The 22,534-nt window shown below is 36.1% G+C and carries 22 protein-coding genes; 3 read left to right on the top strand and 19 right to left on the bottom strand.

What is annotated here, in order from left to right; translation table 11 throughout:
• Nucleotides 1-11: 11 nt before the first annotated feature.
• On the top strand, nt 12-1,265 hold the full coding sequence (locus CDZ92_RS04315) for an MFS transporter (protein ID WP_096153849.1): 1,254 nt from the start codon (nt 12-14) through the stop codon (nt 1,263-1,265).
• Nucleotides 1,266-1,552: 287 nt separating this feature from the next.
• Entirely contained in the window at nt 1,553-2,041 is a 489-nt protein-coding gene (locus CDZ92_RS04310; protein WP_096153847.1) for a hypothetical protein, read from the top strand.
• Nucleotides 2,042-2,095: 54 nt separating this feature from the next.
• Here CDZ92_RS04310 and CDZ92_RS04305 read toward each other — a convergent pair whose 3' ends face one another.
• Nucleotides 2,096-3,307: a GTP-binding protein gene (locus CDZ92_RS04305; protein WP_096153845.1), complete on the bottom strand. Its 1,212-nt coding sequence runs from the start codon at nt 3,305-3,307 to the stop codon at nt 2,096-2,098.
• A 138-nt stretch (nt 3,308-3,445) separates the two neighbouring features.
• Here CDZ92_RS04305 and CDZ92_RS04300 point away from each other — a divergent pair, with 138 nt between their 5' ends.
• Nucleotides 3,446-3,841 (top strand): secondary thiamine-phosphate synthase enzyme YjbQ, encoded by a 396-nt coding sequence (locus CDZ92_RS04300; RefSeq protein ID WP_096153843.1) that lies wholly within the window; start codon nt 3,446-3,448, stop codon nt 3,839-3,841.
• A gap of 12 nt (nt 3,842-3,853) precedes the next feature.
• On the opposite strand, the gene CDZ92_RS04295 is transcribed toward CDZ92_RS04300, so the two are convergent.
• From CDZ92_RS04295 to CDZ92_RS04205, 18 genes are all read right to left on the bottom strand, one after another.
• Complete coding sequence (locus tag CDZ92_RS04295) at nt 3,854-4,150, bottom strand: hypothetical protein (RefSeq protein WP_096153842.1); 297 nt, start codon at nt 4,148-4,150, stop codon at nt 3,854-3,856.
• A 39-nt stretch (nt 4,151-4,189) separates the two neighbouring features.
• The gene (locus CDZ92_RS04290) at nt 4,190-4,888 is read right to left on the bottom strand and encodes a nucleotidyltransferase domain-containing protein (RefSeq protein WP_096156907.1); all 699 of its coding nucleotides are present in this window, start codon (nt 4,886-4,888) and stop codon (nt 4,190-4,192) included.
• Between the two features lie 33 nt (nt 4,889-4,921).
• Entirely contained in the window at nt 4,922-5,527 is a 606-nt protein-coding gene (locus CDZ92_RS04285; RefSeq protein WP_096153840.1) for a class I SAM-dependent methyltransferase, read from the bottom strand.
• 190 nt (nt 5,528-5,717) lie between these two features.
• On the bottom strand, nt 5,718-7,013 hold the full coding sequence (locus CDZ92_RS04280; RefSeq protein ID WP_096153838.1) for an MFS transporter: 1,296 nt from the start codon (nt 7,011-7,013) through the stop codon (nt 5,718-5,720).
• A 481-nt stretch (nt 7,014-7,494) separates the two neighbouring features.
• Complete coding sequence (locus CDZ92_RS04275) at nt 7,495-8,010, bottom strand: YpoC family protein (RefSeq protein ID WP_096153837.1); 516 nt, start codon at nt 8,008-8,010, stop codon at nt 7,495-7,497.
• Nucleotides 8,007-8,666 (bottom strand): endonuclease III, encoded by a 660-nt coding sequence (gene nth / locus CDZ92_RS04270; RefSeq protein WP_096153835.1) that lies wholly within the window; start codon nt 8,664-8,666, stop codon nt 8,007-8,009. The genes CDZ92_RS04275 and nth overlap by 4 nt, the downstream gene beginning before the upstream one ends.
• Before the next feature lie 71 nt (nt 8,667-8,737).
• Nucleotides 8,738-9,445 carry a DnaD domain-containing protein gene (locus tag CDZ92_RS04265; protein WP_096153833.1) on the bottom strand — a complete coding sequence of 236 codons (708 nt, stop codon included), beginning with the start codon at nt 9,443-9,445 and terminating at the stop codon, nt 8,738-8,740.
• A gap of 180 nt (nt 9,446-9,625) precedes the next feature.
• Nucleotides 9,626-10,918 (bottom strand): asparagine--tRNA ligase, encoded by a 1,293-nt coding sequence (gene asnS, locus CDZ92_RS04260; protein WP_096153832.1) that lies wholly within the window; start codon nt 10,916-10,918, stop codon nt 9,626-9,628.
• Nucleotides 10,919-11,292: 374 nt separating this feature from the next.
• Nucleotides 11,293-12,480, bottom strand: coding sequence for a pyridoxal phosphate-dependent aminotransferase (locus CDZ92_RS04250; protein ID WP_096153828.1), 1,188 nt, complete (start codon nt 12,478-12,480; stop codon nt 11,293-11,295).
• Nucleotides 12,481-12,522: 42 nt separating this feature from the next.
• Nucleotides 12,523-12,996 carry a cell wall elongation regulator TseB-like domain-containing protein gene (locus CDZ92_RS04245; protein WP_096153826.1) on the bottom strand — a complete coding sequence of 158 codons (474 nt, stop codon included), beginning with the start codon at nt 12,994-12,996 and terminating at the stop codon, nt 12,523-12,525.
• An 11-nt stretch (nt 12,997-13,007) separates the two neighbouring features.
• Nucleotides 13,008-13,178 (bottom strand): YpmA family protein, encoded by a 171-nt coding sequence (locus tag CDZ92_RS04240; protein WP_096153825.1) that lies wholly within the window; start codon nt 13,176-13,178, stop codon nt 13,008-13,010.
• Between the two features lie 539 nt (nt 13,179-13,717).
• Nucleotides 13,718-14,563: a ComEC/Rec2 family competence protein gene (locus tag CDZ92_RS04235; RefSeq protein ID WP_096153823.1), complete on the bottom strand. Its 846-nt coding sequence runs from the start codon at nt 14,561-14,563 to the stop codon at nt 13,718-13,720.
• Between the two features lie 31 nt (nt 14,564-14,594).
• Nucleotides 14,595-17,126, bottom strand: coding sequence for an exonuclease domain-containing protein (locus CDZ92_RS04230; protein WP_096153821.1), 2,532 nt, complete (start codon nt 17,124-17,126; stop codon nt 14,595-14,597).
• Nucleotides 17,127-17,588: 462 nt separating this feature from the next.
• Nucleotides 17,589-17,978, bottom strand: coding sequence for an aspartate 1-decarboxylase (gene panD, locus CDZ92_RS04225; RefSeq protein ID WP_096153820.1), 390 nt, complete (start codon nt 17,976-17,978; stop codon nt 17,589-17,591).
• Nucleotides 17,979-17,992: 14 nt separating this feature from the next.
• Entirely contained in the window at nt 17,993-18,832 is an 840-nt protein-coding gene (panC, locus tag CDZ92_RS04220; protein WP_096153818.1) for a pantoate--beta-alanine ligase, read from the bottom strand.
• The gene (gene panB, locus CDZ92_RS04215; protein ID WP_096153816.1) at nt 18,819-19,667 is read right to left on the bottom strand and encodes a 3-methyl-2-oxobutanoate hydroxymethyltransferase; all 849 of its coding nucleotides are present in this window, start codon (nt 19,665-19,667) and stop codon (nt 18,819-18,821) included. The genes panC and panB overlap by 14 nt, the downstream gene beginning before the upstream one ends.
• A 700-nt stretch (nt 19,668-20,367) precedes the next feature.
• On the bottom strand, nt 20,368-21,351 hold the full coding sequence (locus CDZ92_RS04210) for a biotin--[acetyl-CoA-carboxylase] ligase (protein WP_227521468.1): 984 nt from the start codon (nt 21,349-21,351) through the stop codon (nt 20,368-20,370).
• Nucleotides 21,336-22,529 carry a CCA tRNA nucleotidyltransferase gene (locus tag CDZ92_RS04205; protein ID WP_157842701.1) on the bottom strand — a complete coding sequence of 398 codons (1,194 nt, stop codon included), beginning with the start codon at nt 22,527-22,529 and terminating at the stop codon, nt 21,336-21,338. The genes CDZ92_RS04210 and CDZ92_RS04205 overlap by 16 nt, the downstream gene beginning before the upstream one ends.
• Nucleotides 22,530-22,534 lie beyond the last annotated feature (5 nt).

Genomic DNA, 22,534 nt, shown 5'->3' with positions numbered 1-22,534 from the left:
GAGTTTTCTATATGCAAGCTCAAGCACAAAAACTTAGCACAACACACGCACAACCTGAAAATAAAACGATATATTCTATCCTTTTTATTATTGGTTTCGTTCATCTACTAAATGATGCTCTACAATCTGTAGTACCAGCCATGTTTCCTATTTTACAACAATCCATGGGCTTAACATTTACACAATTAGGTATTATAGGTTTTGCATTAAATTTCACTTCCTCTTTAATTCAACCAGTTGTTGGTATGTATACAGATAAAAAACCTTCTCCTTATGCATTGCCAATTGGCCTTTGTTTTTCTTTTGTTGGAATAGTTGGTCTTGCGTTAGCCCCAACATTTTGGATGATTGTTATTTCTGTACTCTTCATTGGACTAGGCTCAGCCACTTTTCATCCAGAAGGTTCACGCGTTGCATACATGGCTGCAGGTTCAAGACGAGGTCTGGCACAATCCATTTATCAAGTAGGTGGTAACTCAGGCCAAGCACTGGCTCCTTTAATTGCAGCATTTTTATTAATACCTTTTGGTCAAAAAGGCGCATTATGGTTTACATTAGTTGCAGGATTAGCCATTGTTCTCCTTATGTATATTGCTCGTTGGTACAGTGATAAAGTGAAGGAATTGCAAGAACTACGAAAATCTCAAAGTAAAAAACAATTAAAGAAACAAAATACATCTAAATCGAAAAAACATCGGCAACTAATTTTACTATCTATTAGCTTATTAATTTTCTTAGTATTTGCAAGATCATGGTTTCATGCTGGGATAACGAACTTCTATGCTTTTTATATTATTCAAGAGTATGGTTTCAGCATTAAACAGTCCCAAATTTACATCTTTATTTTTCTTGCAACAGGAGCTCTTGGAACATTTTTCGGCGGTCCCCTTGCTGACCGATACGGGAAAAGAAATATGATTTCTCTTTCTATGTTAGGTTCTGCTCCACTTGCTGTACTTCTACCGTTTGTTGGTCCAAATTTAGCTTACGTATTAGTTGGAGTTATTGGATTTATTATTTTATCAAGCTTTTCCGTAACTGTTGTGTATGCGCAAGAATTAGTACCAGGAAAAATCGGAACTGTTTCTGGATTAATAGTTGGATTAGCATTTGGTATGGGTGCTATTGGATCTGTAGCCTTAGGTTGGTTAGCTGACATGATTGGTCTTGGTAATACAATCATCTTCGCTGCTACTCTACCATTCATCGGATTGTTATCCTTTTTACTTCCTTCTGATGAGAAGTTGAGGGAGATGAATAGTTGAGTCCGTTTCATATTGTATGAATACTATACGAAAAATGAATGATAGAAACGTATTCTGTATTTATACACCTAATTAAACGAACCGTAATTATGCCATTGATTGAACTAATAAAAGGTTGATTAAAAAAGACAATAGAGCAGAAACATAAGCTCTTTGTCTTTTTTTAGGAGGAAATATATTTTTTGAATTTTTTGTATTTTAAAATATGGAAATTAGTGTTAAAATTATACAAGAGTTTGTTTAGGTACTTTTTCGCACAGACTATCTGTTCATTGGAGGATGATAGGTTGAGAAAACATTCTGGTTACCTCGGAGTTTTAGCATGTGTGTTTTTAATTATATCTGCTTGTTCCATCACGACATCGGGAAAAATCACAGTATCTGCAATGAACAAAGTCGAAATCGAAAAATACTTAAATGAAATGGTGATGAACCCTAATTTTGATGGCATCGTGTTTTGTGCTTTTGAAATATTGGAATCAGATGCTTCCGCAGGAGAAATATATTTATGGGCATTAATGGAAGAGTATTATCATGAAGGGTCCCTTGTTCAGTTAGGTTCTGGTATGTCTGTTCCAATAGTATTAAAAGTTTCAACGGAACAGCAATCTTTTAAAATTCAGGAGCATTATATTCCAGGCGACGGAAGCTATTATGCGGATGATGTTCGAAGACTCTTTCCGCGAAATGTACATACAAAAATATTTGAATACTCCTCTAAACATATTAGTAAACTGATCGATGAAGTCGAAACAAAAGTAAAAGCTGCCTTTTAGCATACAATAATCTAAAAAAAGCATTCTTCTAAAATAGGAAGAATGCTTTTACATTTATACAACCTCTGAACTTCTTTCAATAGTCCACTCAAACGGATCTTCAAGTGTAGACCAATCTGAATTGTATTCAGAGTCTGTAAGTAAGCATTGATCTAGCTCTTTCATTATTTCTTCTTTATCTAATTCTGTGCCAATAAAGACAAGCTTCGTATGGCGGTCTCCGTGTTCAACATCCCATTCATCTAATAACTGTGGATTTTGGCGTAGAACATTTTTACGCTCTATTTCTGGTAAACTACCGACCCAATAAGAGATAGGCTCTAATGATACAGATGGTCCAGCCTGAGACATCATTAATGCTAAGTTATTTCTTGAAGCACACCAGGCAATTCCCTTCGCTCTTACAATATTTGAAGGCATATTATGAATCCAGTTATCAAATCTTACGGAATGAAATGGCTCTCTTCTGGAATACACAAACGAGGAGATACCATATTCTTCTGTTTCCGGTGTGTGATTAGCATGGCCATTCGTTAATTCTTGTAACCAGCCTGCTGAATTACTTGCTACATCAAAATTAAATAATCCAGTGTTTAACACTTCTGATAAATCAACTTCAGAGTTAGTTGTTCTGATTATCTTAGCAGAAGGTTGTAGCGTGCGTAGTACTTTTTCTAGCTTTTCCAGATTTTCTTCATCAACTAAATCGCATTTATTTAATAATAAAACATCACAAAACTCAATTTGATCGATGAGTAAATCCGCTATTTCTCGTGTATCTTCATCACCTAGTGCTTCTTTACGGTCTAGTAAACTATCTCCTGACTCAAAATCATGCCAAAAACGGTTTGCATCGACAACTGTAACCATTGTATCTAGTTTGCAAAATTTAGTTAGGTCAATATTTAGTTCTTCGTCTATGTATGAAAAAGTTTGAGCAACAGGTACTGGTTCGCTAATTCCTGTAGATTCAATGACGATGTAATCAATGTTTCCCGAAAGAGCTAATTTTTCTACTTCAATCAGTAAATCTTCTCTTAAAGTACAGCAAATACAACCATTGCTTAATTCCACTAATTTTTCTTCTGTTCTCGTTAACTCACCTGTCTGTTTCACAAGTTCTGCGTCTATATTAACTTCACTCATGTCGTTCACAATAACTGCAACCTTTAATCCATCTCTATTTTTCAGAATATGGTTTAACAAAGTTGTTTTACCAGAGCCAAGGTATCCACTTAAAACCGTAACAGGAATAATGTTATTCATAATTTGTCTCCTTTTTATAAATCGTAATGATTACTATTTAGGATTATACGGACTCTATTCCATTTTGTCAAAACAAATCTATATGTAGAACAATAGTTCATATGGTAAAATGCAGGAAAAGTATGAAAGGTTGGTTGTATGCTTAAGAAATTCTCACTTCAAACGAAAAGTCGAGACGTGATGTTGGATATAACTCATAATGTAGAACAATTTATAAGGGAGCAGAATGTTTCTGAAGGAACAGTTATCGTCTATTGTCCACACACTACTGCCGGTATTACAATAAATGAAAATGCTGATCCGGATGTGAAAATGGATATGATTCGTCGGTTTGATGAAGTCTATCCATGGCACCATGAACAAGATTTACATATGGAAGGCAACACTGCAGCACATATGAAAGCAAGTACGGTTGGTGCTTCTCAGCATATCATTGTTACAAACGGCAAACTCCTACTTGGTACATGGCAAGGGATTTACTTTTGTGAGTTTGATGGACCAAGAACAAGAAACTTTTATGTGAAAATAGTATAAAAAAACAGCTTCTCAAATATGTGAGAAGCTGTTTACACTAACTAATTTTTCCCGTTGACGCAAATATTTTGCAAAGAAGATACCAATTATACCAAAGATTATACTTATTATTACTGTAAAACTAGTAGGGTACTTTGTTGCGATAACCCATAATGGTTGTTGGTCCCATCCTTTTATTGGATCTGCCATTAGTTGTATTCCGGTTGTTAAAAAAGCAATAGCCCATGTTTGATACACCTTTGCAACTAAATAACCAACAAGTAATCCGGAAAATCCACCCCATACATAATCGAACGTATTATCTTGCATTCTCCACCAACTCCCCTTTTCCCCTGTTATAATAGATTGCTATTTTCCAATTGAGAAACCTTCAAAGAGCCTACCACCAAATGGCTTTAAAACATCATCAACCAAATGCATAATCTTTTCTTTTTCTCCAGTCTTATAAAATACATCAAATGCTTGAACAAATTGTTCAGTAAATGATTCATCGTATTTTCTCAATGCTCTTACAACCCATTTAGAGTTACCAATCCATTGACCGTTTGTTCTTAGGTAAAACTCATTCACAAGTTCCGCAAGGTTATTCGCGATAAAGATCTCTTCTTCTCGAAGCTGTGTACCTTCAAAATCGTCCAATGCATCTGTTATAAAATAACGTTTAATATTAATAGTTTTCTCTGACCACTTTTCTGGACCTGCGTTCAACAGTTGTTGTGCCTCTGTTTTCACTAGTTTAATAAATTCGTCACCTTTTAACACAATTCCTTCTGTTACCATGTTCGGTAAAGAAGGTCTTCCCCTTTTACAATCATCTTGAAAAAATGGTTTGTAGGAAGTTAGGTTATGAACGAATAGTTCTACTGGCCAACCATTTGCAAAAAAGGACTCTCGATATGAATTTTCAATGGCCACATCAAAAACGATTATGTCTAAATCGGATTTGTGCGTCGCATCCCCCCTTACGATACTTCCTGCTAACAGTGCTCCTTGGCACGTTGGAAAAAGCTTCTGAACTATTTCTATTGCGGCTTCCACTGGCTCCATTTTTAATTTATTCATTTCAATAATCTCCTTGCACTAATCTATTGTAAAGATAATAAATCTTTCCCGAATGTCTTTTTTATATCTTGGTAGTTCGATTTCTTTTACAAATTTAAGCGGAGTACTAGTTTGTAAAAAATACACATACTCATCATCTGGATAATACAGTATGACATCTATTTTCCTTGAATTCATCTCCCAAGAAAGTAGAATCTTTTGTACAAATGAACGGAATATTTGAACAGAAAATGGATTAAAAAAGTAAAAGCAGTTGTCATCGCTTTGAATTGGATACGCTTCTGCTAAACCATGAAAAAATTGTATTTTCTCTGACGAAGAGTTTGTATGCTTCTTCATATAACTTTGCGAATTTTCTTCTGCTTTACGAATAAACTCTTCATTCTGTTCAATTCCAGTGACAGGGATTTGATAGTGATGGTGTAAATAAAAATTCAACTTACCTTTACCACATCCAACATCAATCACTTTATGACTACTTGTAATTTCATAATTTGACGTTAATATAGCAAGATGATTATAAGGTGTCGCTTCATAACGATGATAATGAACACTATCGTTGAACCCTTTTTGTTCCTCTATTGTTTGGATATTTAATAACTTATCATATTCAACCTCGTTCAATAGCCTGTACTCCTTACCTTCAACATATGAATAATTCTAATGCAAGTATACTTACAAAATCTACTAATATCTATTTATTTCAAGAAAATTACAGGTGCCTGGCACCTGTAATTTTCTTGAAATAAAAAACCTTCCTGTAGGATGGAAGGTTTTGATTTTTAGATCTAATGTAAATATTGCTGCTTATAAATTAGTTGTGAATAGTACTGTTTGTATTTCCATCAATGGCATTTGCTGCTACTTTTTTACTTCCAGCTCTTAAGAAGAAGTACGCAATGAAGAAACTAGCTGATGCTCCGTAAAAAAGGGCTGGATGTGTAAATAGATCCATAAGTAAGCCTAACATTGCAGGTGCCACAATTGCAGATGACATAGAAAACAAATAATATAAACCTGTGAAAAATCCGATTTTATTTTTCCCACCTAAGTCCGCAACTAATGGATATGCTTGCACGTTAATTAATGCCCAAGCAATTCCTCCTATAAACAACACAAGCTGTAATGTAAGTACTAGGTTGATAGTTGGGAAAATATTTTCTAAAAGTGGTAAAAATGGTATGGATAAAAAGATAAATGGTATGGTAATTAATCCGAGTAACATCATTGGTGCTTTTCCTAACTTGCTTCCTAACAGCCCTGCTGGAATTGCAAAGATAACAAAAGAAAGGCTAAAAAATCCTAACGTTAAACCAGCGGCACTTTCCTCAAATCCTAAATGCTCCACTGCATATACGGTAAATAAAGCTTCTACACCCGTAAAGCCAATAAAATAAAGGAAGATTGCAATTAAAATTAATAAATGCCCGCGAAATTCAGGTTTTTTCAATACTGCCAACCCTTTGAAGAATGACCTTGATGCATGCACTTCTTCTAACTCATTTTCTACCTTTTCAAAATATGGGGGTTTTCGGTCCACTGTATAGTATAGTAGTAAAAATGCTAGCATTAATAATAATCCTGCCACAATAAACGGATAAGATCTGTCTATTCCATACAACGTTGATAAACCAAACAAGGCCACAATTGCCCCAATACCACCCATAAAGTTTATAATCCCATTCGCCATTGATCTTTTTTCCTTAGGAGTATGGTCTGGCATTAATGCAATAACAGGTGCTCGGTAGATGGTCATTGCAAACAAGAAAATAATATCTACCACTAATAAAACCCAAAGTGCCGTTGCGGCTCCAAATGGAATTAAGATAAAAAGAATAGCTGCTAGTGGCATCCCAATGACGATAAATGGCAAACGATTACCTAGTTTTGTGTCTACTTTATCGGACCATGCTCCGATAATTGGAATCAGTAGTACTGCTAGAAGATTATCTAGACCCATAATAGCTCCTCTTATAGCTCTACTCTCGATGTAATCTCCTAAAATTAACGGCATGTATGCGTTGTAAAAGGTCCAAATTAACGTTAATGCAAAAAATCCACTTCCAATGACAAAAATCTTACTATACGAAAAAGGATTACTACTCTTCATCTGTACCAGCTCCCTAACAGATACTTTTTTTGGCTGTGGATCTTTGTGTATTTCTAAGGAGAAAACAAATTATTACTACTAGCATATTCTCTTTCATGTAGTCGCTTTCCTTTTTCATATAGAATATTTACAAAATCTTAACTGTTAAGAAGTAGCTATTTCCGAGTAATCATTTCCTGGGCAAGCGCAAAATCAGACAATATATTCACTTAAAAACAACGTGTTGCGACAAAAAGTAGCATTCTATTTAAGTTACGTTAACAACAAAAAAAGCCCTAGCATTCATGCTAGAACTAAGAAAACACGCTCCAAATTCATCAAATTTTGTCGAATAAATCTTTATTTATCGCCAATAATACGAGAAAATGAGGATGAGTAATAGGAATTAGATATATTCTTTTCTACTTGTTTTTGTAGTAAAAATTATCTCCCGTATCACTTTGATATTTTGTAAAAATAAATATAATAAAACTATTTCAAGTTAAAGCTTCTCCTTGATTTTTACCTTTTCAAACATTTTTTCCATTTCAGTAAATAGTTCACTTAGTTGCACAAAACTATGGTATAGATAAGGTCTTTTCATGATAAAGGATAGCCTTTCTGCAAGATTAACTGGTTTCCAAGTTAATTCCTCAAGGTCAGATTTAAGATTAACTAAACTTGTAACAGGCTGTCCGTTGACCCAGAATAATAAATTAATATAAAGCGCAATGGCACTAGGCATTTCTTTCATTATTTTCTCTTTATTTCTTTGTTTATGTAAAATACTGATTTCTTCCCTTTTAACCGTCCACACTAAAATGATTTGCTTTACCGATTCTCTTCTACTTTCCCAAGGTTTTATTTCGAGCGATATTCCATGGCTGTGGACGATATCAAAAAGGAACGGAACGGAGGAAACATCTTCTATAGATAATTCCTCCTTTATTTTTATTACATCACTTTCTTTATAAAATAGGTGGTTGGCGAATGCGGCTGAGACTTGAATGTTTCTCATTTTTTGGACATTCTCACTTTCATTCGCTTTTTCCCTTCCCTACAAATATCAAGCAGTGGACACACTTCACATTGTGGTGACTGTGCTTTGCAATGATATCTCCCGAAAAAGATCATACGGTGGTGCGTGTCTGACCATTCTTCTGCAGGAATTTTTCTCATCAATGTTTTCTCCACTTCTAATACACTATCTTTCCACTTACAGATGCCTAAACGCTTACTAACTCTTTCTACATGTGTATCTACCGCAATGGCTGGTACACCGAACGCTACGGATACTACAACATTCGCTGTTTTCCTACCTACACCAGGTAACTTGACTAACTCTGAATGTTCACGTGGTACTTCGCCATGGTAATGTTCTAGTATCATCTCACATAACTTCTGTATGTTTTTCGCCTTATTTCGATACAGCCCAATCGAGCGAATATCGTTTTGTAATTCTTCTAACGATACGCTTAAGTAATCTTCAGGTGTTTCATATTTTTGAAATAAGTTTTTTGTTACTTTATTTACGAGTACATCTGTACATTGCGCAGATAATGCAACAGCGATCACTAATTCTAAAGGATTTTTATGAACAAGCTCACAATGAGCCTCTGGGAACATATCAGCAAATGTATCTAAACAACGTCTAATTTCTATTAGATTTAACATAAAACATCATCCTTTATAAAATAAAAATAAAACTCTGACAAAGCCAGAGTATCGTAACGTACCTATTTATATTAATCTAACCAGTTATAAAATGGTACTGTATTGCTTGAAGGTTCATTCTTTTGTGGTGTTTGTTGCGCATTTTTAGCTGGGGCTTTACGAAACTTTTTACTATACTCTCGTGCTTGGACGATAGTCTTCACACCGTTTTTCTTCCATTCAAAAAGAATTCGGTCTATATAACGGAAGTTAAGCTTTCCACTTAATACAGCTTCACGTAAGGCAGCTTTTATAATTTCTGCATCATAATGATCTTGATCAATCCAAATCGCTAACGTTTCACACTCTAACGGAGAAAGCGGGCGGCCAAACTCTTTCTCAAATATGTTGTAAAGCGACTTCTCATTAACTTCTAATTCCACTTTTTGTTGTTGATTACTTTCGTTCATCATAAAATAAATCATTTTTTCCCAAAGTGGCCTTAAAGAATAGCACTCATACTTGATTATGTTTTCATCCATCTGGTCTGTAATGGCTAAATAACCTTTTTTCAATAATTGTCGTAAATGCTCCATACATTGAGTTTCGTTAATTGTCATTTTTTCAGCAATTTCTTCAGGTGTAGGGAAAACAACACCCGCTTCAACATATGCATGTACATGAATAATAATCATTAATTCGGTTTCATTCAATCCGAGCTGTACGTAGTTGTTCAATAAATAATTCGGTATAGATAGGTTCCCTTCTTCTAGGAACTCGATAAAATGGTCTTTTTTCATTAACGGATAACACCTCTGAAGTAAGTATAGCAGAAATATGAGAGTGGTTGTAAGGAAAGTTTCTTCTGAAAATTCGCTAGGAAGAGTGGATGGCTGTGATGCAGTACCTTGGCTACGCTTTCTTCTTTTTTTAGAAAAAAACACCAGCCACTCATCCGTTTGTAAGTGGCCGGCAATTTATTAAGGATATAAACGATTTAATAGTCTTGGGAATGGAATAGATTCACGAACGTGTTCAATGCCGCTAATCCAAGCAACCGTACGTTCTAATCCTAATCCGAAACCAGAGTGTGGTACAGAACCATATTTACGAAGCTCTAAGTACCATCCATATGCATCTAGAGATAAACCATGCTTCTCTAAGTTCTCTTCTAATAGTTTATAGTCATGAATCCGCTCAGAACCACCAATAATTTCACCATAACCTTCAGGCGCAATTAAGTCTGCACATAACACAACATCATCACGATCTGGATGTGGCTGCATGTAGAAAGGTTTTAAGTCTTTAGGGTAGTGCGTAATAAATACTGGCTTATCATAGCTTTCCGCTATTGCCGTTTCATGTGGAGCACCGAAGTCGTCTCCCCATTTGATATCATCGTATCCTTTTTCGTTTAAGAACTTAATTGCATCATCGTATGAGATACGAGGGAATGGAGCTTGAATTTTCTCTAATTTAGAAACATCACGTTCTAATATACCTAGTTCTAATTTGCAATTTTTCACTACAGATTGAACGATATAAGAAACGTATTGTTCTTGTACTTCTAAGCTTTCTTCATGCTCATAAAACGCCATCTCTGGTTCAATCATCCAAAACTCAATTAAGTGACGACGAGTTTTCGATTTTTCCGCACGGAATGTTGGACCAAATGAGAATACTTTTCCTAGTGCCATAGCTGCCGCTTCCATGTAAAGCTGACCACTTTGGGATAAATATGCATCTTCATCAAAGTATTTCGTCGCAAATAGTTCCGTTGTTCCTTCAGGAGCACTTCCTGTTAAAATTGGCGGATCTACTTTTGTGAAGCCATTTGTATTGAAGAACTCATATGTAGCACGAATGATTTCGTTACGAATTTTCATTACAGCATGTTGCTTTTTAGAACGTAACCATAAGTGACGGTTGTCCATAAGGAATTCTGTTCCGTGATTTTTCGGTGTGATCGGATAATCAACCGCTTCATGAATTACTTTAACTCCTGTTACACCCATTTCGTATCCGAATGGAGATCTTTCGTCTTCACGGATAACTCCCGTTACGTAAATAGAAGATTCTTGTGTTACGGATTTTGCTGCTTGGAAAACTTCTTCTTCTACTTCTGCTTTTACTACAACCCCTTGGATGAAGCCTGTCCCATCTCTTAGTTGTAAGAAGGCAATTTTGCCGCTTGAACGTTTGTTGGCAATCCAAGCACCGATGGTAATTTCTTCTCCAACATGTTTATGTACTTCTGAAATTGTTGTTTTCACTTTATTGTTCCCTCCAACTATGTAAACATATCCATTATTATACTAGTGTAGTGGGTTGGACGCAATTCTTTTAAAGAAAGTACTTTGTTGTTTAATTAATTTTGCAAGTAAATTTTGCCCGTTTCTTTCCGCTGCAGGCAATTGCTTTCCGCGGGGAGCGCAGGGGAAGGTTATTTTCACTATCGTGAAAAAACCTACTCCTCGGCGTCCCGCCTGTGGGGTCTCACGTTTCGCTCTTCTTCCCGCAGGAGTCAATTGCCTTCCGCTCCAATCCACTCTAAATTTCAAATAATTCTAGCAATTACTCTAATAAAATAAACCATTAAAAGATATAAAACCCGCTAAACAGTGTTGGCGGGTTTAGTAAGGAGGTATTATCTTGTTGTCACTTTATTCATGTAAGCAGCAATTCGCTCTACTGCTTTTTCTAGTTGGTCTAATGATGTTGCGTATGAAAGTCTTACGTAGTCAGGAGTTCCGAAGCCTGAACCAGGAATTAAAGCCACTTTTTCTTCTTCTAACAATGCTTTTGCGAAAGTATCGACATCTTCAAAGCCAGCTATCTTTGCCGCTTCTAACGCGTGTGGATAAAGGTAAAATGCACCTTGTGGTTTTAGACAACGGAAGCCTGGAATTTGATTTAACTTTTCAAAAATAATGTTTAAACGTTGCTCAAATGCTTGGCGCATTTCTTCTACTGCATCTTGAGGCCCATCATATGCTGCAATAGTTGCGTATTGAGCAATAGATGTTGGGTTGGATGTACTGTGGCTTGCAAGGTTCGTCATTGCTTTAATAATAGTAGCATTTCCTGCAGCATAACCAATTCTCCATCCTGTCATTGAATGCGATTTTGATACCCCATTAATGATGATTGTTTGTTGACGTAAGTGTTCAGAAATTTGAGCAATCGATACATGTGTATTGCCATCATATAAAAGCTTTTCGTAAATTTCATCTGAAATAATTAAAATGTTATGCTCTAAACAAATTTGACCTAACGCTTCCAGCTCAACCTTCGAGTAAATCATACCAGTAGGATTACTTGGTGAGTTAATAATAACTGCCTTCGTTTTAGAAGTTATTGTCTGCTTTAGTTGTTCTGGTGTAATTTTAAACTCGTTCTCTTCCTTACCTTCTACATATACAGGCACACCTTCTGCTAGTTTCACTTGTTCAGGATAGCTAACCCAGTATGGCGTAGGGATGATTACTTCATCGCCTTCATCTAAAATAACTTGGAACAACGTATATAAAGCATGTTTTGCTCCAGAACATACGATAATTTCTGATGGCTTATACGTGATCCCTTGGTCCGTATTTAATTTTGAAATAATTGATTTCTTTAATGCTGGTAATCCACCTGATGGCGTATATTTTGTTAATCCTTCATCCATTGCTTTTTTGGCAGCATCTAAAATATGTTCTGGCGTATTAAAGTCAGGCTCCCCTGCTCCTAAACCGATTACGTCATGACCAGCATCTTTTAATTCTTTTGCTTTAGCCGTTATTTCTAAAGTTGTTGAAGGTGTTAACGTTGACACTCGCTTTGCTAAATTCATTACTAATCCTCCCTAAAAAGTTCATGAAATTACCGTTAGGTATTAAAAAGAAATCCTTTGGAAAAATTCCCCATCATCAAACTTAATATAATAAAAATGATATCGATCATCGGTATCTGTGAATTTCACTTCCCATAACGGAATGTTTTTTTCCATTGCAAGTGTGATGGATATTATTTTTTTAGGTGTTCGATTTGTATTTAAAAATTGAAGTACTTCTTCTTTTTTAATACCTTCATCGGCCTTTTTCATAAGAACTACTTCGTCTTCTTCGTTAAGCCATGCAATGAGTTGTTCATTGTCAGCGTTCGTCCCACTTACAATGTGGTATACATTCGTTCCATTATATACGTCTACAGCTTGTATTGTTTGGATTTCCGTCTTATTTTTTACAATCTCTCCAGCATATTCTTTTTCACTTTTCAAAGGTGAAATGGTGGATTGATAAATAGAAATAACTTGCCATAAAAAAATTATAAGAGCTACTACAAGTATTATGATTATCCATTTTTTCATATTATCACTTCTTATGTACGGTATATTGTAAATACAGCTTTTTCTTTATTTTTTTCGTCTAGAGCGAGTCCAAACATTAAGTCTTGTCTTTTTAATGATTTATTTAATGCGTCCACGATCTTGTATAAGTCTGGAGAGTTTTGTACTGTGACGGTCGAAATAACTTCAATCTTACTTTCCATAATATCCTCCCAGGCATGATGTAATTATTGTAATTCATAAAGTGACATGAATCAGACCACAATATAATTACTGAATGACAAATAGCTTTCCAAAATCATTATACAGCTACTATTCAGTTTCGTACAATGTTCTTTGTAAAAGGTGCTTTTTTAGGCATCTAGAGCTCCTCTGTTTAGAACAACCTTAAATTCTGTAAAATTAATTTCCATAAAGGCATGAAGTTTCCAAAACAAATTTTGTCTCTTATCCCACACCTTTTTTGGCTTGCTACATACGTAGAGCAAGCCCTTTTTTTATTTTATTCTATTAACACCGCTGTTGATTTCCGCGCAAGTCTCCGCTTTTCGCGGGCGGGCCGGGAGCCTCCTCGGCTTCGCCTGTGGGGTCTCTTGCTCCCCGCTACTCCCGCAGGACAAGGAAGGCTTCCAAGCGATGCATCCACGAAGGAAATGCGTATGCATTTTGAGGAGTCTACGACATGCGCTCCAATCAACAGCTGAATAGAATTCAAAACAAAAAAATATTCTTTTGTAAATTGTTATGAACTTGTGTGTAATCTTTTTAGGCTTTCAATGGTAAGAGTGATGACTTGGTAGTCGTGTTCTTTAAGTTTGATGGATATGTTACCGGTTAATTTTGTTTGAATGATTTCAATCCATGTTTCGTGAAGTCTTTCTAATACATCAATCATGGATTCTTTACTTTCTTTTTTAAACAGAATTGCAATTTGTGGGTCTGATTCATTAAGAAAAGGTTGGGTTGTCCCATTTTTATTACCGAAATCCCCGACTTTTAAAATGTCGACCTCTTCTAAATGGTAATCAGCTACAATCTGATCTTCGACTTTTTTGTTCGCAGAAGTCATATAAAGTATAGATGTATCAAAATAAGAAAACAACAAATCCATTCCTTCATCACTTTCTGGCTCTACTTTTTCGTGTAAAACAGTTACCGAAAGACCTTTGGAAATTTCATACGTTTTTCCCGACTCCCACGTTTCAATTGGAGTATTAAGGGTTTTCACTGCGGACTCCATGCTGATTGGAGAGACAATTTTCCCCACTACCACTTCATCCAAAAGAGAAGAGACATTACTAACGTATTCTGGCTCCGTACTCGTCAAAATTAATGTACTAATATTATCGACACCATATAATTCAAGGTAATAATCTAATTCCTCTTTTGCCGCTTCAGAGCCAGTATTTATTAATATCGTTTCACCTTCATATGTTTGAATTAACGTACTTTCACCGTCCACTAAATCCAAAAATGTGAATGCAACTTCGTTTTGTTGTAACTTTAAATCGATTCTATTCACTTCAGCTGGAATTCCTGGGTTTGGAAAAAAACTAAAAGCTAAAAGAACTATGAAGAAAATGTTCATGAAATATCATCCATTCCTATATTGTAAACCGTTAGGATAGCATATCTAATAACGTGAAAAAGTTATTTTTCTCTATTTTTTCTTCGTTCATACATGCTAAAAACTTTTCCCCATATTTTTTCTCGATAATTCTTCTGTCTAAGATTATTAGTTGTTGTTGCTTACCTTCTTGGTAAAACGAATGCAACATCGTTTTAAATCGTAGCACAGCTATTGGCAGTGATACTTCTAAAAATGAGTTTTCGCCTTTTTGTTCTGATTCTTCGATTTTTGTCGCCATTAATGGTTCTTGAATAGCTTTAAAAGGAAGTCTAACAATCACTAATGTGTTCACATTTTCTTCTGAAAGTGTGATTTCTTCTATAAGTTGATTTGTCACGAGAATTATTGCTTTATCAAATCCGCTCGCTGCCTTCAATAATTTGTGTTTGGACCCAGTAAAACTACTTTGACTTAACATGACGATGTCGTCCATTTGAAAGGAGGTTTTCATGTACTCATAAACCGCTTGTAGCATTTCTAAAGACGAAAACGACACGATCATTTTTCCGCTTGTCACCCAGGCAATTTCTCTTAAGTAAATCGCAACTGTTTCTTGAAATTCCTCTAACGTAACTTCCTGAATTAGTGGCATATCATCTGGAATAAACACTTCTAATTTTTTTGCTCCATCATTTACAGATAAGGTCGTTGGGAAAAAATCAGATAAACCTAGTTCTTCCATCACCATATTATAGTTTCCGTCCATGTGAAAGGCCGGCGATAACAGTACAACAGAGCTTTTTTGTTGGAAAAAGTTCGTTGCCAAAGTTTCAGAAATGGAAACTGGCATACGAATGAGTGCCGATGCATTTTTTGCCCCTTTTACTTCTACTTCCATCCAAGTTTGTTCACCCTGTTGTTCGCTAAATAATAAAGATTCCAAATCATCTTTACAATTCTTTAGCTGTAGAGCTAATAAATGCGCATTCTTGTCTTTTTCCACTTGAACATAGTGAATAACATCCAACAATCTCATTAGCAGTCTTTTCGCAGCTTCTAAAATAGAGTCCCATTCTTTCACAGGTTCGTTTTCGTATTGCAACTTGTAAATTAGCTTACTAGAATTCGATGTTTTCGTCGTTGTTCTTTTAAGCGCATAGTTTCTTAACATCGTAAATAGTTCATCTAGTTCTAATTTTGCTTCTTCTGTTACTTTAGAGCCTACCACTTTAGAAAGAAGATAACTTATTTGTACATAAGTTATCTGAATTCCTTTCATTTTTCTCAAGACATTCACAAATAAGTGTGATTCATCAATAATGTAATAATCGCTTGTTGCATTCATTGAATCTAGATGTATTTGTTTTGCCAATGATTCATGGTTTGTTATGATCATCAAAGAGTCTTCTTGTCGCTTTTGTGCCCGAACATAGAAAGACTCTTCGACTGTTTTATCTTTTTTGGTTTCATACTCACAGTTAATACTACCCCACAATAGTCTGCCACCTGAAGTAAGCGTTAATTCTTCCACATCTCCTGTCTCTGTTTCCGTTAACCAGACGAGCAGTTGAGCTTTTGTCAGGAGTGTATCGTAGTTACTGTCTCTTTCATGTAACAGCTTTGCAAATCTGCTTATATGTAAATAGTAACTCGATTCTTTTTTAGAGCAGTAAGGTACATATGGTATATCATTCATTAATTTGGATAATCGTTTTTCTTTATCATAGGAAGATACACTTATGGTTACTTGTTTTTGGTTTTCTAACGCAAAACGTAACCCACTATGAACGTAGTCTTCCATACTTTTAAGTTTACTTGGCATTTCTATTAATGCGTGTTCTCGGTTAGAGAATAACGTGTCTATTGGTATATTATTTTGCTCTTTTTCAATAAAAGTATAATCTGATCGAATGGATTGGATTGGCGAAAGTTTCTTTATCGGTATATTATGTATTTCAATCCAGTCTCCAAATTGTATTCCCCTTTGTTCATGATCGAAAACAGCATACACATCACTTTTTAATTTTTTCGTTAATTTTCTAAGTTTTTGAATGGTCTTCTTTGGTAAATCATCTATTTTATCTAGTAATTTTAATAATATATGAGCTGTTACTTCCGCATCGCTATCAGCTCGGTGTGGATTTTCGTGCTGGACGTTAAATAACTCAGCTAAATCATTTAGTTTATAGCTAGGAGAAGTTGGTAGCAATATTCTCGCTAACTCAACAGTGTCAATAGCTTTCCCTTCAAATGGAGCTATGCCATTCTCTTCAAATTCATGTTGTAAAAAAGACAAGTCAAACGGAACATTGTGCGCAACAAAGGTAGCCCCTTCTAACATTTCGTTTACCATTGGAGCAATTTGGCTAAATGTTGGGGCATTGCTTACTATTTCATTGGATATGCCTGTTAATTGTTCAATAAAAGGTGGGATGGAACAGTTTGGGTTAACAAAGCTTGCGAACCGTTCTGTTATTTCACCATTTTCTATTAAAACAGCGCCAATTTGTATTATTTTATCATTTCTTTTTGGTGCGTTTCCTGTCGTTTCTAGATCGACGACTAAGTATCGCTGTTTCATTCAAACACCTCATAACTACCGCGCTAAACTATCTATATAGGATTACAGCTGTTGATGTTCGCTACAGGTACTCGCTTTCCGCGGGCCTGTCTAGGTCTTACGGCTAGCTCCTCGAGTCATAAGCCATGGTCTCGGGAGCCTCCTCGGCGCACGGCGCCTGCGGGGTCTCCCTTGTCACACTTCTCCCACGGGAGTCTCGTACCTGTAGCGAACATCAACATTAGTTCAAATACTAATCAAATAGTGTATATGTATTTAAAGACAATCTACACTGGCTCTATTACATTTATTATCAAAAAGCATTTATTTAAAAGTATCATACACACCGTGAGATTAAAAGCAGAATGAATAATTCGTCCTCTTCTTTAGGACTTTGTGAACTGATTCTATTCTATGCATATAGTATAGGTATTTCTTTTTGTATGCATACAAAAGCCCCCTTAGTATAGGGGGCGATTTTTGTTATGGGGTCATGACTGTTGCTCTTGGTTCTGTACCAATCATTTCGACGATTTCGTTATACTCATTCATAACGGCTACTTTTGGCTCATGTGTTAGTACTTTTTCTTCCGCCATCATTGCATAAGAGATAACAATAATAACGTCGCCTTTTTGTACTAGTCTTGCTGCTGCACCGTTTACACAAAACTCGCCGCTTCCACGAACACCAGGGATGATGTACGTTTCAAAGCGTTGACCATTGTTGTTGTTTACAATTTGGACTTTCTCGTTTGGAACCATTCCAACCGCATCTAGGATGTCCGAATCTATTGTAATACTTCCTACGTAATCTAAATTGGATTCCGTCACTCTTGCTCTATGAATTTTTGCATTCATCATTGTACGAAACATATAGATACCTCCTCTTATGTTGAAAAAACGATATTATCTATTAAACGAGCTTTTGAAAACTTTACGGCAATTGCCATTATCGCTGTTGAGTTGTTGTTTACATCTTGTAATTCTGGATAAGATAAAACCTCTATATATTCTAATGCACCTGACGTTTCTTTTTCAATCTTTTCTTTTATAAATTGTTTCACATTTTGGGTACTGTTACCATTTAGTACTAACTCTTTACCTTCTTGTAGCGTTTTATAGATAATTGGTGCTTCCAATCTTTCTTTTTCCGATAGGTATACATTTCGAGAACTTTTAGCAAGACCATCCTCTTCTCTTACCGTTGTCACCCTAACTATTTCAACAGGTACATTAAAATCTTCCACAAGTCCTTCGATTACAGCGACTTGTTGTGCATCTTTCATTCCAAAATAAGCCCTGTCTGCCATTACGATGTTAAATAGTTTTAACACTACTGTTACAACACCGTCGAAATGACCCGGTCTGTATTTTCCACAAAGTACGTCTGTTCTCTTTTCTACTAGGAGCTTTGTTGTACGTTCTTTCGGATACATTTCTTCTTTGGTAGGATAAAATAAATAGTCCACATGTTGTTCTTTGGCTAAGTTTTCATCTCTCTCCATGTCACGTGGATAAGCATCAAAGTCTTCATTAGGTCCAAATTGCAATGGATTTACAAAAATACTTAAGATGACAATATCATTTTCTTTTCTTGCTTGTTGTAACAGCTGAAGATGCCCTTCATGTAAAAATCCCATTGTAGGAACAAATCCAATTGTTTTTCCTTCTTTTTTAAAGTTTTGGCATTGCTCTTGTAACTCTTTGATATGATTAATGATCTTCATTAGTTCCTCCACCATATAAAGCTTTTACTGTTTCTTCTCTCATTGTAAAAGAGTGTTCTACCTGTGGGAAGTTTTCTTCTTTTACTTCTTTTACGTATTGAGTAAGGCCTTCTAATGCAGGATTTTGGATATTAGAAAACTGTTTTACAAATTTCGGAACACGATCAACACCATATGTTACTAAGTCATGAAACACTAGTACTTGACCATCTGTATTTGGTCCAGCTCCAATTCCTATAGTAGGTATCTTTAATTCTTTAGAAATTTGCTCTGCAAGTTGCATTGGAATGCATTCTAACACTACAGCAAGTGCACCTGCTTCTTCTACTTTTTTCGCATCAAGCATAATTTGCTTCGCACTTTCCATATCTTTTCCTTGTACTTTATATCCTCCAAGCACACCAACTGCTTGTGGTAATAAACCTAAGTGAGCGACAACCGGAACGCCAGCTTTTGTTAGCGCTTTAATATGAGGGATGACTTCGTCGCCACCTTCTAATTTAACGGCATTTGCTCCGCTTTCTTGGATAATTCTTTTTGCGTTGCGTAATGTATCTTCTATCGATAGGTGGTATGTCATGAATGGCATGTCTGTTACGACAAATGTAGATGTTGCGCCTCTTTTGACTGCTTTTGTATGGTGTATCATGTCTTCTATTGTTACGGGTACGGTTGATTCATAGCCTAAAACGACCATTCCTAAGGAGTCACCGACTAGGATAATGTCGACTTCTGCTTGTTGTGAAAGTTTTGCAGATGGGTAGTCGTATGCCGTTACCATGGCGATTTTTTCGTTGCTTTGTTTCATTTTGATTAGTTGTGTTGAGGTTTTCATTTGGTTTTCCTCCCCTTTGAGCCAACCACCGATTAGTTGAGAACGACTTTTTTATAAAGGTGTTTCGCGAATAATTTAGATTGGTTTTTCAATCCGTTGACTTCCGCTCCAGGCACTCGCTTTCCGCGGGGAGGGATGCGAGCCTCCTCGGCTTCGCCTGTGGGGTCTCGCACTTCCCTCTACTTCACGCAGGAGTCGAGTGCCTTACGCTTCAGTCAACTAAGATTGTATAAAACTACATCCTCTACAATCATCCATCGTTCAAAAACACCTAATCCTAAATATAAAAACCCTTCTTTCTGCCAATGGAGAAAGAAGGGTGTTAGTTAACGATAAGAATGAAAGTGGTGCGTATTCATTTCTTACTGTCCCCGTCGCCATCGGATCAAGGCAGAACTCTTTTAGTTTTTTTGTTTCTAGTGTTCGTGGTGCAGTTCAGAATGATACCGCCCGTTTACCATTATTATAAGAAATATTTGAAAAAGAATCCATTCTTTTTTCTTATTGGTATAAAACTGTTGATGTTCACTGCAGGTACTCGCTTTCCGCGGGCGGTCTCGTGAGCCTCCTCAGCGCTGTCGCGCCTGCGGGGTCTCACTTAACACGCATTCCCGCAGGAGTCTCGTACCTGCAGTGAACATCAACGGACTTGTACAATAGGATGCATAGATTTATTTCTCGTACAGAATAAATGAATGAATTATTTACTCAATTCAATATCTGCAGAGTGTATATACGTTATATTTCCATCTTCTTGTTCTAGTATTAGCACGCCGTCGTCGGTTATTCCTTGTGCAGTTCCTTCTAATGTTCCAGTAATCGTTCGTGCAATTATCTTTTTTCCGATACTTACTGCATAGGATTCCCATAATAGTTTGATTGGTAAGAAACCATGTTTTAAGTAGTTAAGGTATAGTTGTTCCATTTTCGTTAAAAATACTTGTATTAGTTCTGCTCGGTTAACGTCTTCTCCGCTTTCCATTTTTAGCGATGTAGCAATAGACTGTAATTCTTCAGGATAGTGTTCTTTTTCTTGATTCACATTTATCCCTATACCGATAATAACAGAATTAATTTTATCTGTTTCTGCTTGCATTTCCGTTAAAATTCCTACAAGCTTTTTGCCGTTAACTAATATATCGTTTGGCCACTTGATAGAAGGCTGAACAGTTGTTACCTCTTCGATTGCTTGAACAATCGCTACAGCCGTTAATAAAGTTAGTTGAGGTGCTCTTGGTGGTGGTAAATTCGGACGTAAAATTAAACTCATCCATACCCCAGTATATTTAGGAGAATGCCAGCCACGATTTAGCCTTCCTCGTCCTTCTGTTTGTTCTTCTGCGACAACTAACGTTCCTTCTTCCGCTCCATTATATGCAAGTTGATGCGCAATTTTTTGTGTGCTTGTCACAGATTCTTCAAAATGTATGGTAGATCCTAGCGTTGTTGTTTTTAAACCTAGTTGTATTTCATTGCTACTAATTTTATTTGGGATTTTCATGATGCGATATCCTTTTCTTCTAACAGCTTCTAGTTCGTAACCTTCGTGACGCAAATCTTCTACATGCTTCCACACCGCGGTTCTTGAACAACCTAATTCTTCACTAATTTTTTGACCTGAAACAAATTCTCCATCAGCATCCGTAAACATCATAAGTAATTTTTTTCTTATATCTGTTTGCAATTTTCTACCCACTCCTTGAGTGTTTCAGAACGATTCTCTAATTCACCTATAATAATTTTTCTTTCTAATTCCTCTAAAACTTCTTTCACCCAACTCCCACGTTTTTTATGAACGATTTGAAGTATATCATTACCATTTAGAGCTAAGTCGTGCTTACTCTTTATCGGTAGTAGGCTGTACATTTCTAATAGGTCCTTAGAAAGACTTGATTGATTACGCATGATGGAATATATTCTCTCGCTTTCTAGTGCCGTATCGATCCCTGCTTTATATAATAAAAGGTTTGTCCAATTACTTTTTTCAAGCTCATTCAAACAGTTCGTATTATTAACTACTTGTTGAATAATTTTACTAGGCAGCTTCCATGACGATAAAAATGCTTTCACATCTTGTACCTTTAATGAAACTACCACCGCTGTCCAGATTACAGAATCAGACGTTAGTTCATGTAAAGGTAACCTAGACATCTCTAAAATTTCCTTATCTACTTTCTCCAAATGAGGTAAAAACAAATAAAGTTTTGTCTCTATCATATATTGAAGAGCCTTTTCGGAATTTTTTCCTCTTAGTAATTTAAGAAATTCGATTGTTTTTCTCTCCACCGAAACGGAGGCCAATCTTTCGGCATACTCCTTCATTGCCTGTAATGTAGCAGGAGCAATGTCAAACCCGAGCTGACTCGAGAACCGGACTGCCCTCATCATTCTAAGTGCATCTTCATTAAATCGTTCTTTCGCCTCACCGACAGTTCTTATCAGCTTGTTTTCTATATCCACTTGGCCACCGAAAGGATCAACAATTTCACCATCTATAGACATCGCCATTGCGTTTATCGTAAAATCACGTCTCCGCAAGTCTTCTTCTAATGAGGTTACAAATACTACTTCATCCGGTCTACGATTATCCGAATACGTTCCCTCTGTACGATAAGTAGTGATTTCGTACATTTCAGCCCCATTTGTTACAACGATAATCGTACCATGTTGTGCACCAACATCTACTGTTTTTGGAAAAATAGAGATAATCTCGTCAGGTGTAGCCGATGTGGCAATGTCAATATCATGGATATGTCTATTCATTACGGTGTCTCGTACAGATCCACCAACAAAATAAGCTTCAAACCCATGATTATGTAATTGTTTCATAATTGGCGTTGCTTTAAAAAACAATGGATCCATCGTAT

The sequence above is a fragment of the Bacillus sp. FJAT-45066 genome (assembly GCF_002335755.1).
Classification (GTDB): domain Bacteria; phylum Bacillota; class Bacilli; order Bacillales; family Bacillaceae_I; genus Bacillus_CD; species Bacillus_CD alkalisoli.
Note: the sequence above shows the minus strand (reverse complement) of the source record. Positions and strands in the feature narration are given on the sequence as shown.

Excerpts from the sequence above, each read along its gene's own strand:
- CDZ92_RS04315 (WP_096153849.1), top strand. The coding sequence starts at position 12 with ATGCAAGCTCAAGCACAAAAACTTAGCACAACACACGCACAACCTGAA.
- CDZ92_RS04305 (WP_096153845.1), bottom strand. The coding sequence starts at position 3,307 with ATGAATAACATTATTCCTGTTACGGTTTTAAGTGGATACCTTGGCTCT.
- CDZ92_RS04300 (WP_096153843.1), top strand. The coding sequence starts at position 3,446 with ATGCTTAAGAAATTCTCACTTCAAACGAAAAGTCGAGACGTGATGTTG.
- CDZ92_RS04295 (WP_096153842.1), bottom strand. The coding sequence starts at position 4,150 with ATGCAAGATAATACGTTCGATTATGTATGGGGTGGATTTTCCGGATTA.
- CDZ92_RS04290 (WP_096156907.1), bottom strand. The coding sequence starts at position 4,888 with ATGGAGCCAGTGGAAGCCGCAATAGAAATAGTTCAGAAGCTTTTTCCA.
- CDZ92_RS04280 (WP_096153838.1), bottom strand. The coding sequence starts at position 7,013 with ATGAAGAGTAGTAATCCTTTTTCGTATAGTAAGATTTTTGTCATTGGA.
- CDZ92_RS04275 (WP_096153837.1), bottom strand. The coding sequence starts at position 8,010 with ATGAGAAACATTCAAGTCTCAGCCGCATTCGCCAACCACCTATTTTAT.
- nth (WP_096153835.1), bottom strand. The coding sequence starts at position 8,666 with ATGTTAAATCTAATAGAAATTAGACGTTGTTTAGATACATTTGCTGAT.
- CDZ92_RS04265 (WP_096153833.1), bottom strand. The coding sequence starts at position 9,445 with ATGAAAAAAGACCATTTTATCGAGTTCCTAGAAGAAGGGAACCTATCT.
- CDZ92_RS04250 (WP_096153828.1), bottom strand. The coding sequence starts at position 12,480 with ATGAATTTAGCAAAGCGAGTGTCAACGTTAACACCTTCAACAACTTTA.
- CDZ92_RS04245 (WP_096153826.1), bottom strand. The coding sequence starts at position 12,996 with ATGAAAAAATGGATAATCATAATACTTGTAGTAGCTCTTATAATTTTT.
- CDZ92_RS04240 (WP_096153825.1), bottom strand. The coding sequence starts at position 13,178 with ATGGAAAGTAAGATTGAAGTTATTTCGACCGTCACAGTACAAAACTCT.
- CDZ92_RS04235 (WP_096153823.1), bottom strand. The coding sequence starts at position 14,563 with ATGAACATTTTCTTCATAGTTCTTTTAGCTTTTAGTTTTTTTCCAAAC.
- CDZ92_RS04230 (WP_096153821.1), bottom strand. The coding sequence starts at position 17,126 with ATGAAACAGCGATACTTAGTCGTCGATCTAGAAACGACAGGAAACGCA.
- panD (WP_096153820.1), bottom strand. The coding sequence starts at position 17,978 with ATGTTTCGTACAATGATGAATGCAAAAATTCATAGAGCAAGAGTGACG.
- panC (WP_096153818.1), bottom strand. The coding sequence starts at position 18,832 with ATGAAGATCATTAATCATATCAAAGAGTTACAAGAGCAATGCCAAAAC.
- panB (WP_096153816.1), bottom strand. The coding sequence starts at position 19,667 with ATGAAAACCTCAACACAACTAATCAAAATGAAACAAAGCAACGAAAAA.
- CDZ92_RS04205 (WP_157842701.1), bottom strand. The coding sequence starts at position 22,529 with ATGGATCCATTGTTTTTTAAAGCAACGCCAATTATGAAACAATTACAT.